Genomic DNA, 9,760 nt, shown 5'->3' with positions numbered 1-9,760 from the left:
ATCTGCCCGACGGCGACGGGGGCCGGGCGGAACCGCGCGACGCCGCCGACCGCGAGCGCGCCCGCGAAGAGCATGTGCGCCGCTACAAGCCCGAGCCGGACGATATCCGCCGCGATCTGCGCGTACTGGTGCAGTTGCTGAACGAACGCCTGAACGACGGCACCCGCGTGGCCTTGTCGCACGGGCCGGCGCCGGAGATCTTCATTTCCCTGGCGCCCAATTCCGCCAGCGAAGACGCGCCGCGCCTGCGCGAATGGCTGGTCATCCCGCTGGACCGCCTGGACCCGCCCGTGGCCACGCCCTTCATCGCGGCGTGGCTGGGCGGCCTGGGTCTGTTACTGCTGCTGGCGGTGGGTTTCTCGTGGCACATCACCCGGCCCATCACCCGGCTGGCCGACGCCGCCGACCGGCTGGCCGCGGGGCAGCCGCAACGCGTGGAACCTTCGGGGCCCCATGAAACCCGGGCGCTGGGCGTGCGCTTTAACGCCATGCTGGACGCGCTGGCCGAATCCGATTCGGTGCGCCGGACGCTGTTGTCCGGCCTGCCGCACGATTTGAAAGGGCCGCTGTCGCGGATGTGGCTGCGGATCGAACTGGCCGACGATTCCAAGCTGAAGGAAGGCTTGCGCACCGACCTGCAGGACATGCAGCACATGGTCGACCAGTTCATCGGCTTCGTGCGCGGCACCGATCCCGCGGCTTATCGCTATGCGCCCATCGTGCTGCCCGACTGGCTGACCGAGCGCGTCGGCGCCTGGCAGGGCGCGGGCACGGACATCCACCTGAAGACGGGCGACGACGACGCGCCGCTGGTGGTGCAGGCTGACGCCGTGGCATTGGGCCGGCTGCTGGACAACCTGATCGGCAATGCGTTGAACCATGGCGCGCCGCCGGTCGACGTGAGCCTGCGCCGCGAAGATCGCCATGCGGTGCTGGACGTGGCCGATCATGGCCCCGGTATCGTGCCGGAACGCCGCCAGGAGGCGCTGCGCCCCTTCAGCCGGCTGGACGACGCGCGCACGCGCACCGGCAGCGTGGGCCTGGGCCTGGCGCTGGCCGAGGCCATCGCCCGCGCCCACGGGGGCTCGCTGGAATTGCGCCAGGCGGAATCCGGCGGCCTCTGCGTGCGGGTGAAGTTGCCGCTATCCGAAACCGCATAGGGCGGCGGGGCCCCCCGGGGCCCCGCATACGGTACGATGCATCCTGCTTCGTCCCTTGTCGTATCCCGCACCATGGCCATTCAGTCCGATTCCCTTTCTTCCCGTCCCGAGGCGCCCCGTATTGTGGCGCCGCAGCCGGTGTCGCCCAACGAGGAATCGATCGAACGCGCCTTGCGGCCCAAGGCGCTGCAGGAATACGTCGGACAGCAGCGCGCCCGCGAGCAACTCGAGATCTTCATCGCTGCCGCCCGCAAGCGCGGCGAGGCGCTGGACCACGTGCTGCTTTTCGGCCCGCCCGGCCTGGGCAAGACCACGCTGGCCCACATCATCGCGCATGAAATGGGCGTGCAGTTGCGCCAGACGTCGGGCCCCGTGCTGGAACGCCCGGGCGACCTGGCCGCGCTGCTGACCAACCTGGAAAAGAACGACGTCCTGTTCATCGATGAAATCCACCGCCTGTCGCCCGTGGTCGAGGAAATCCTCTATCCAGCGCTGGAAGACTTCCAGATCGACATCCTGATCGGCGAAGGCCCCGCCGCGCGCAGCGTGAAGCTGGACCTGCAGCCGTTCACGCTGGTGGGCGCCACCACGCGGGCGGGCATGTTGACCAATCCGCTGCGCGACCGCTTCGGCATCGTTTCGCGGCTGGAGTTCTACAACGCGGCCGACCTGGGCCACATCGTGACGCGCAGCGCCGGCCTGCTCAACGCCGGCATCACGCCCGACGGCGCGGCGGAAGTGGCGCGCCGCGCCCGCGGTACGCCCCGCATCGCCAACCGCCTGCTGCGCCGCGTGCGGGACTACGCCGAAGTCAAAGCCAGCGGCACCATCGACGCCGACGTGGCCGGCCGCGCGCTGGCCATGCTGGAAGTGGACCCCCAGGGCCTGGACCTGATGGATCGCAAACTGCTGGAAGCCATCATCCACAAGTTCGACGGCGGGCCTGTGGGCGTGGACAGCCTGGCGGCCGCCATCGGCGAAGAGCGCGACACCATCGAAGACGTGATCGAGCCCTACCTGATCCAGCACGGCTACCTGCAACGCACGCCGCGTGGCCGCACCGCCACGCTCACCACCTGGCGTCACCTGGGCCTGACGCCGCCCACTGGCGTCGCCGCCGGCGGCGATCTGTTCGGCAAGTAGGCGGGCGCGGCGCGCAAACCGCGCGACAGGTTTATGATCCGGAGGTTTCGACCTTCCTGCGATCAAAGGACCGGATTCCCATGCTGCCCGAATTGCCTACCTATGATGATGTCGTGCGCGCCAGCGAGCGCCTGGCCGGCAACGCACACCGCACGCCCGTCTTGACCTCGGCCACGGCCGACGCCATCAGCGGCGCGTCGGTCTTCTTCAAGTGCGAGAACTTCCAGCGCATGGGCGCGTTCAAGTTCCGCGGCGGCTACAACGCCATCGCCCGGCTGACGCCGGAACAGCGCGCCGCCGGCGTGGTGACCTTCTCGTCCGGCAACCATGCGCAGGCCATTGCGCTGGCGTCCAAGCTGCAGGGCGTGTCCGCCACGATCATCATGCCGCTGGACGCACCGGCGGCCAAGCGTGCGGCCACCGAAGGCTATGGCGGCAAGATCGTCACGTACGACCGCTACACCGAAGACCGCGAACAGATTGCCCGGCGCATCCAGGCGGAAACCGGCGCCACGCTGATTCCGCCCTACGACCACGAAGACGTGATCACAGGGCAGGGCACGGCAGCCAAGGAACTGTTCGAGGAAGTCGGCGAACTGGACTACCTGTTCGTCTGCCTGGGCGGCGGCGGCCTGCTGTCGGGATCGGCCCTGTCCGCCTTCGCGCTAAGCCCGGGTTGCCTGGTCTACGGCGTCGAGCCCGAAGCCGGCAACGACGGCCAGCAGTCTTTGCGCAAGGGTGAAATCGTCCGTATTCCGGCCCCCAAGACCTTGGCTGACGGCGCTGCCACGACCCACCTGGGCAATCTGACGTTCCCGCTCATCCAGAAGCATGTGCGCGACATCGTCACGGTGACAGATGCCCAACTGGTCACGACCATGAAGTTCTTCGCCGAGCGCATGAAGATGGTGGTGGAGCCTACTGGCTGCCTGGGCGCGGCTGCGGTCATGCAGAACGTCGTGCCGGTGCGCGGCGCGCGGGTCGGCGTCATCATCAGCGGCGGCAACGTCGACCTTCCGGCCTACGCCCGGTTGCTGGCTTCCTGACGCCCGCGGGCGGTCCGGGCGCCGGACCGCCGATACGTGCTTGCGGTTGCAGCCTGCGCAGGGCAGAATCGGAACTCGATCCTGACGAACAGGGGGCTGCGGCATGCGTATCCTTGTCATCGGCGGCACCGGTTTCATCGGCCGTCACCTGATTGCCCGGCTGTCCGGCGGCCTGCACCAGATGATTGTGCCCACGCGCCTGCTCGCGCGGGGCAGCGAACTGCAAGTCTTTCCCACCGTTACGCTGGTCCAGACCGACATCCACGATGACGCCTCGCTGGACCGTCTGGTGCGCGGCTGCGATGCGGTCGTGAACCTGGTGGGCATCCTGCATGGCAATACCGGCCAGCCTTACGGTTCCGATTTCGCGCGGGCCCACGTCCTGCTGCCGCAGCGTATCGCGCAAGCCTGTCGGCGCCAGGGCGTCCATCGCCTGCTGCACGTCAGCGCGCTGGGCGCGGATTCCCAGGGCGACAGCATGTATCAGCGTTCCAAGGGCGACGGCGAAGCGGCCATCAAGCACGAGTTCCAGGCTGCGTCGGAAGGCGGCTGGACCATTTTCCGCCCGTCGGTCCTGTTCGGTCCGGACGACAAATTCACCAATATGTTCGCCAGGCTGGCACGCTGGCTGCCTGTGCTGCCGCTGGCGGGCGCGCATGTGCGCCTGCAACCGGTCTATGTGGGCGATGTGGTGGAAGCGATGGTGTCGGCCTTGGGCGACACGCATACCTGCGGCAAGACGTACGAGTTGGGCGGACCGCAGGTCTATACGCTGGGCGAGATCGCGCGGCTGTGCGCCGCCTGGAGCGGCCATCCACGGCCGGTGGTCAGCATGCCGATGGGGGTGGGCCGCATCCAGGCCCGGCTGTTCGAATGCCTGCCGGGCAAGCCCCTGATGTCGCGCGACAACCTGGATTCCTTGCGCCGCGACAACATCTGCGCGGGGCCCATCGCGCCGGAACTGCACGTTGTGCCGACCGGCCTGGAGGCCGTCGCGCCCCGCTACCTGTGATCAGCGCGCCAGCGCCTTCAAGGCCTGCTTGATCCCGTCCGACACGCCGACGCCTTCAGGCAGCGTCTTCAGCGCGGACAGCGATTCTTTTTCCGAGTATCCCAGCGCCAGCAGCGCGTTCAGGATGTCCGACTGGTTGTCGGGCGTGGCATGCGAGGTTGCGCCGATGTCCGCGCCCAGCTTGCCGCGCATTTCCAGCAGCAGGCGTTCGGCGGTCTTCTTGCCGATGCCGGGCACGCGCGTCAGGCGGCCCGATTCCTGCAAGGTAATGGCCTGGGCCAGATCCGCCACCGACATGCCGGACAGCACCGACAACGCGGTGCGCGCGCCGATGCCGCTGACTTTGATCAGTTCGCGGAAAGCGCTGCGCTCGCTGGCCGTGCCGAAGCCGTACAGGATGTGCGCGTCTTCGCGCACCGTCAGGTGCGTGTACAGCGTGACGCGGGCGCCGGTCTCGGGCAGCGCGTACAGGGTGCTCATGGACACGTCGATGTCATAGCCCAGTCCGCCCACGTCCACACAGATGGTGGGGGGCAGCTTTTCGATCAGGGTTCCGGTAATGCGTCCGATCATGGTGATGAAGGCCTGGTAAGGGAAGGGCAGGAGTGGCGCGCGGAATGCGCGGCGAATGCGGGCATTCTATACGCGCAAGGGCGCGTTCAGCCGATCAGGCGTCCGTTGCGGATACGCGTCTTGCCGCTCATGCGCAGCGACGTGCCCAGCTGTTCCAGCTTGTCCTGCAGCGGCCCGACGTGGGCGTGGCAGATGGCGCACGCCAGCGCGTCGGCGGAGTCGGGGGCGGGCGTGCCGTCCAGGGCCAAGAGGTGCTGCACCATCATCTGCACCTGCTCTTTGGCGGCGCGCCCGGTGCCTACCACGGCTTTCTTGATCTGCAGCGCGGTGTACTCGTGCACGGCCAACGAACTGTCGGCCAGCGCGCACAGCGCGGCGCCCCGTGCCTGCCCCAACAGCAGGGTGGACGCGGGGTTGGTGTTCATGAAGACGATTTCAAGCGCGGCGACATCGGGTTGCGTATCGCGCGCCACCTGGCGCAGATTGTCCAGGATGACTTTCAGGCGTTCGGCCAGCGTCAGCGCCGGCGGGACCACGATGGTCCCGCTGGCCACGTACCGCAGCCGCGAGCCGTCGGCATCGATCACACCGAAACCGGTGCGGCGCAAGCCGGGATCGATGCCGAGGACGCGCATCAGTGGCGGAAGTGGCGGGTGCCGGTCAGCACCATGGCGATGCCATGCTCGTCGGCCGCGGCGATGACTTCGTCGTCGCGCATGCTGCCGCCGGGTTGGATCACGCAGGTCGCGCCTGCCGCCACCACTACGTCCAGGCCGTCGCGGAACGGGAAGAACGCGTCAGACGCCACGGCCGAGCCCTTCAGGGTCAGGCCGGCGTTTTCTGCCTTGATCGACGCGATGCGGGCCGAGTCGATACGGCTCATCTGGCCGGCGCCCACGCCGAGGGTCATGCCGCCGCCCACGAACACGATGGCGTTGGACTTGACGTACTTGGCGACCTTCCAGGCGAATGCCAGGTCGTTCATTTCCTGTTCGGTCGGCTGGCGCTTGCTGACCACCTTGAGCGCATCACGCGGCACGTTATAGGCGTCCGGGCTTTGCACGAGCCAGCCGCCGCCCACGCGCTTGATGTCCATGGCGTTCTGGCCGACACCCATCGGCACTTCCAGCACGCGCACGTTCTTCTTGGCGGCCAGGATGGCCAGCGCGGCGCCGTCATAGGCCGGGGCCAGCAGCACTTCCAGGAACTGGGCGCTGACGGCTTCGGCCGTGGCGGCGTCTACCGGGCGGTTGAAGGCGATGATGCCACCGAACGCGGAGGTCGGGTCGGTCTTGAACGCCTGCTGGTACGCGCCCAGCGTATCGCCCGCCACGGCGACGCCGCAGGGGTTGGCATGCTTGACGATGACGCAGGCGGGCACGTCGAAGCTGCGCGCGCATTCCCACGCGGCATCCGCGTCGGCGATGTTGTTGTAGGACAGTTCCTTGCCCTGCAGTTGGCGGTAGTTGCCCAAGAGGCCCGCCGGACGTTGCGCGTCCACATAGAAGGCGGCGGTCTGATGGGGGTTCTCGCCGTAGCGCAGGGCCTGTTCCTGCTTGACCTGCAAGGTCAGCGTGCCGGGCCATTCGCTGCGGGCCGGAACCGCTTCCTGGGCCGGTTCGGCTTCGGTCAGACTGGTCAGGTAGGCGGCGATGGCGCCGTCGTAGGCGGCAGTGTGGGCGTAGACCTTCGAGGCCAGCGCCAGGCGCAGGCCGTACGAGGTGCTGCCGTTCTTGTCCATTTCGGACAGCACGCGCGAATAGTCGACCGGATCGATCACGACCGTCACGCCGCCGGCTTCGGTGCCGTGGTTCTTGGCGGCGGCGCGCAGCATCGCCGGGCCCCCGATGTCGATGTTCTCGACCGCGTCGGCGAACGTGCAGTCCGGCTTGGCGACGGTTTCACGGAACGGATACAGGTTGACCACCAGCATGTCGATGCGATCGATGCCCGCTGCCTTGATGGTGTCCATGTGCTCGGCGCTGTCGCGGCGGGCCAGCAGGCCGCCGTGGATCTTGGGGTGCAGCGTCTTGACGCGGCCATCCAGAATTTCCGGCGATCCGGTATGGGCAGCCACTTCGGTGACGGTCAGGCCGGCGTCGGCCAGCAACTTGGCGGTGCCGCCAGTCGACAGCAGGCGCACGCCGCGCGCGGCCAGGGCGCGGGCAAATTCAACGATGCCGGTCTTGTCGGACACCGAAAGCAGGGCGGTTTCGATTTTCATGGTGGGGGACGGGAGTCGGGCGGGGCGCCTTTCTCGTTCAGGTCGGGATGGGAAATCGGAGGAAGGCGGGGACGGCGGCAGGCAAGGGGCCGTCCACGCGGGAAAGCTATACCTGGATATTGTGCGCCAGCAACTTCTTGCGCAGGGTGTTGCGGGTGATGCCCAGCATTTCGGACGCCCGAGACTGGTTGCCGCCCGAACGCTCCAGCGCCACTTCAAGCACCGGGCGCTCCACGCAGCGCATCACCATGTCCCACATATCGTGGGGCTCGGATTCACCCAAGTCTTCGAAATAGCGCTCAAGGCTGGCGCGCACGCATTCTTCCAGGACATCTTTCTTGCTCATTTGAGTACAGATATTTTTATGTTGGTGTTGAGGCGGTTATGCCGCCAGCAGGGCTTCTGCGACCGGCGCCGGGTGGGGCTCGCCGTCGCGCGAGATGATGTCGAACCAATCAGACACCGCCCGCCACTGGTCGCGGGTGTTGTCGATCAGGTTCATGCGGGCGCAGAACGAATCCGCGCCCGGCAGGCCGTCCAGATACCAGCCGATATGCTTGCGCGCCGTGCGTACGCCGGTGTGCTCGCCATAGAACCGGTAATGGTCGTCAAGATGTTCGAGCAGCAGCTCGCGCATTTCCCCATAGGAAGGAGGGGCCAGTGTGTCGCCCGTGCGCAGGTAGTGGTCGATTTCGCGGAAAATCCAGGGACGGCCCTGGGCCGCCCGGCCAATCATGACCGCGTCGGCGCCAGTGTAATCCAGGACGCGCCTGGCTTTTTCAGGCGAGTCGATATCCCCGTTTGCGATCACGGGAATCGTCAGCTCGGCCTTGACGGCGCGGATAGTGTCATATTCCGCCTCGCCCGTATAGAGGTCGGCGCGCGTACGGCCATGCAGGGTCAGGGCCGCGATGCCGGCGTTTTCAGCCAGTTTGGCCACGCGCACGGCGTTGCGGCTGTCGCGGTCCCAGCCGGTACGGGTCTTCAGCGTGACCGGCACGCCCAGCGGCGCACAGGCCGACACGACGGCGTCCAGGATCCGGACGATCAGGTCTTCGTGGCGCAGCAGCGCCGAGCCGGAGGCCACGTTGCAGACCTTTTTTACCGGGCATCCCATGTTGATGTCGATGATCCGGGCGCCCTTGCCGGCGTTGAACACGGCCGCTTCGGCCATCATGGCCGGGTCGGCGCCGGCGATCTGCACGGAAATGGGGGCGATCTCGCCGTCGTGGTTCAGGCGGCGGGACGTCTTGACGCTGTCCCACAGCTTGGGGTTGCTGGCGGCCATTTCCGACACGGCATAGCCCGCCCCCAACTTCTTGCAAAGCTGGCGGAAAGGGCGGTCCGTCACGCCCGCCATGGGCGCGACAAGAACATTGTTAGGAAGGGTCCATTGGCCTATGCGCATGGTCACATTTTAACCGGCTCGATCGAACCCCCGTTTTCCGCTGGCAACAGCTTGGTAACAAACGGAGGCGAAAGCGGACGATTCCGTACCCCGGTCGGGGCCGGAACGCCGCGGAATCAGGCGCGGAAACCCTGCAGCAGATGTTGGGCCAGCGGCGCGCGCAGGGGGGAGGCCAGGTCCATCCCCAGCAAGGCCAGGCCGCATGCATGCTCGACCGGCGCCAGGCCCGTGGCGAAAACGCGCGGCATCAAGTCGGTCAGGCCGGCGGTGATGACACGGTCGACCTGGCGCGCCTGCGCGAATTCGGCCAGCAGGACGGTGGGGCTGGCCTCGGGGCGGGCGAGCCAGCCGGCCAGCGCCTGGGCCAGCCGGGCGGCGTCGCGCAGCCCCAGGTTCAGGCCCTGGCCCGCGACGGGGTGCAGCGTCTGTGCGGCATTGCCAATGGCGGCCACGCGGCCTTGCACTTGCGCCCGCCGGGCGGCCAGCGACAGGGGGAAGACATGGCGGGGGGCCTGGCTGGACAGCCGGCCCAGGCGGTCGCCGAAGGCGGCCGACAGCGCCTTCGAGAAGGCTGCATTGTCCAGCGTGGCCAGTTCGGCGGCGCGTTCCGGGGCGCTGCACCACACGACGGAGTAGGCGTCCGGCGTCTGCGGATGGGGCAGCAGGGCCAGCGGCCCCTCGGCCGTGAATCGTTCCCAGGCCCAGCCGCGGCGCGGCAGGGTCGCCTGCGCGCTCGTCAGCACGGCGTGCTGGCCGTAGTCGCGGCGCACGTCCGTCGCGCCCGCGCCGTCGGACTGCACGGCGACCTGGCATCGCAGCGTCTCGCCGCCTTGCAGGATGCGCACGCCGTCCGCGTCCTGGCTGTCCACCTGCGCGGCGGGGCCGGTCAGGACGGTGACGCCACAGGCCGCCACGCACTCGTCCAGCTTGGCGTGCAGCCCGGAATACGCGACTACGCTACCCAGTTGCGGCACGCCGAAGTCGGTGTTCTGGATCACGGTGCGGCCCAGCCGGCCGCGCTGCGAGACATGGATGTTGCGGATGTCGGCCGAACGTTCGGGCCAGGCGTGCAGCGATTCCAGCAGCACGCGGCTGCCATGGTTCATGGCCAGCACGCGGGGGTCGGCGGCGGGCACGGCCGCGGCAGGCGTGACCGGCGCGGGCGCGGCGCCCGAGAGCAGGAGATCGGAAGAG

General features: G+C 68.0%; 10 protein-coding genes. 4 read left to right on the top strand and 6 right to left on the bottom strand.

Going from position 1 to position 9,760, the window contains the following annotated elements; all coding sequences use genetic code 11:
* From HG262_RS30135 to HG262_RS30120, 4 genes are all read left to right on the top strand, one after another.
* Positions 1–1,160: ATP-binding protein (locus HG262_RS30135; protein ID WP_211187847.1), on the top strand; the 1,160-nt coding region annotated here is incomplete at its 5' end.
* Between the two features lie 72 nt (positions 1,161–1,232).
* Positions 1,233–2,303 (top strand): Holliday junction branch migration DNA helicase RuvB, encoded by a 1,071-nt coding sequence (ruvB, locus tag HG262_RS30130; RefSeq protein WP_169274489.1) that lies wholly within the window; start codon positions 1,233–1,235, stop codon positions 2,301–2,303.
* An 80-nt stretch (positions 2,304–2,383) separates the two neighbouring features.
* Entirely contained in the window at positions 2,384–3,349 is a 966-nt protein-coding gene (locus HG262_RS30125) for a threo-3-hydroxy-L-aspartate ammonia-lyase (protein WP_169274488.1), read from the top strand.
* Positions 3,350–3,452: 103 nt separating this feature from the next.
* The gene (locus tag HG262_RS30120) at positions 3,453–4,361 is read left to right on the top strand and encodes a complex I NDUFA9 subunit family protein (protein WP_169274487.1); all 909 of its coding nucleotides are present in this window, start codon (positions 3,453–3,455) and stop codon (positions 4,359–4,361) included.
* Here HG262_RS30120 and ruvA read toward each other — a convergent pair whose 3' ends face one another.
* From ruvA to HG262_RS30090, 6 genes are all read right to left on the bottom strand, one after another.
* Complete coding sequence (gene ruvA / locus HG262_RS30115) at positions 4,362–4,934, bottom strand: Holliday junction branch migration protein RuvA (protein WP_105555355.1); 573 nt, start codon at positions 4,932–4,934, stop codon at positions 4,362–4,364. It abuts the gene before it with no gap.
* Between the two features lie 86 nt (positions 4,935–5,020).
* On the bottom strand, positions 5,021–5,569 hold the full coding sequence (gene ruvC, locus HG262_RS30110; protein WP_169274486.1) for a crossover junction endodeoxyribonuclease RuvC: 549 nt from the start codon (positions 5,567–5,569) through the stop codon (positions 5,021–5,023).
* A complete protein-coding gene (gene purH / locus HG262_RS30105) occupies positions 5,569–7,158 on the bottom strand; it encodes a bifunctional phosphoribosylaminoimidazolecarboxamide formyltransferase/IMP cyclohydrolase (protein WP_169274485.1) in 1,590 nt (529 codons plus the stop codon). Before purH ends, ruvC begins: the two co-directional genes overlap by 1 nt.
* A 106-nt stretch (positions 7,159–7,264) precedes the next feature.
* Positions 7,265–7,504: a helix-turn-helix domain-containing protein gene (locus tag HG262_RS30100; protein WP_006217670.1), complete on the bottom strand. Its 240-nt coding sequence runs from the start codon at positions 7,502–7,504 to the stop codon at positions 7,265–7,267.
* Positions 7,505–7,540: 36 nt separating this feature from the next.
* A complete protein-coding gene (gene dusB, locus HG262_RS30095) occupies positions 7,541–8,566 on the bottom strand; it encodes a tRNA dihydrouridine synthase DusB (RefSeq protein ID WP_169274490.1) in 1,026 nt (341 codons plus the stop codon).
* A gap of 116 nt (positions 8,567–8,682) precedes the next feature.
* Positions 8,683–9,760: UbiH/UbiF/VisC/COQ6 family ubiquinone biosynthesis hydroxylase (locus HG262_RS30090; RefSeq protein ID WP_169274484.1), on the bottom strand; the 1,078-nt coding region annotated here is incomplete at its 5' end.

Origin of the sequence: Achromobacter sp. Bel, from assembly GCF_012928505.1 — a bacterium.
Classification (GTDB): domain Bacteria; phylum Pseudomonadota; class Gammaproteobacteria; order Burkholderiales; family Burkholderiaceae_B; genus Achromobacter.
Note: the sequence above shows the minus strand (reverse complement) of the source record. Positions and strands in the feature narration are given on the sequence as shown.

What these genes read in the sequence shown, in the direction of transcription:
- ruvB (WP_169274489.1), top strand. Translation starts at nt 1,233, where the DNA reads ATGGCCATTCAGTCCGATTCCCTTTCTTCCCGTCCCGAGGCGCCCCGT.
- HG262_RS30125 (WP_169274488.1), top strand. Translation starts at nt 2,384, where the DNA reads ATGCTGCCCGAATTGCCTACCTATGATGATGTCGTGCGCGCCAGCGAG.
- HG262_RS30120 (WP_169274487.1), top strand. Translation starts at nt 3,453, where the DNA reads ATGCGTATCCTTGTCATCGGCGGCACCGGTTTCATCGGCCGTCACCTG.
- ruvA (WP_105555355.1), bottom strand. Translation starts at nt 4,934, where the DNA reads ATGATCGGACGCATTACCGGAACCCTGATCGAAAAGCTGCCCCCCACC.
- ruvC (WP_169274486.1), bottom strand. Translation starts at nt 5,569, where the DNA reads ATGCGCGTCCTCGGCATCGATCCCGGCTTGCGCCGCACCGGTTTCGGT.
- purH (WP_169274485.1), bottom strand. Translation starts at nt 7,158, where the DNA reads ATGAAAATCGAAACCGCCCTGCTTTCGGTGTCCGACAAGACCGGCATC.
- HG262_RS30100 (WP_006217670.1), bottom strand. Translation starts at nt 7,504, where the DNA reads ATGAGCAAGAAAGATGTCCTGGAAGAATGCGTGCGCGCCAGCCTTGAG.
- dusB (WP_169274490.1), bottom strand. Translation starts at nt 8,566, where the DNA reads ATGCGCATAGGCCAATGGACCCTTCCTAACAATGTTCTTGTCGCGCCC.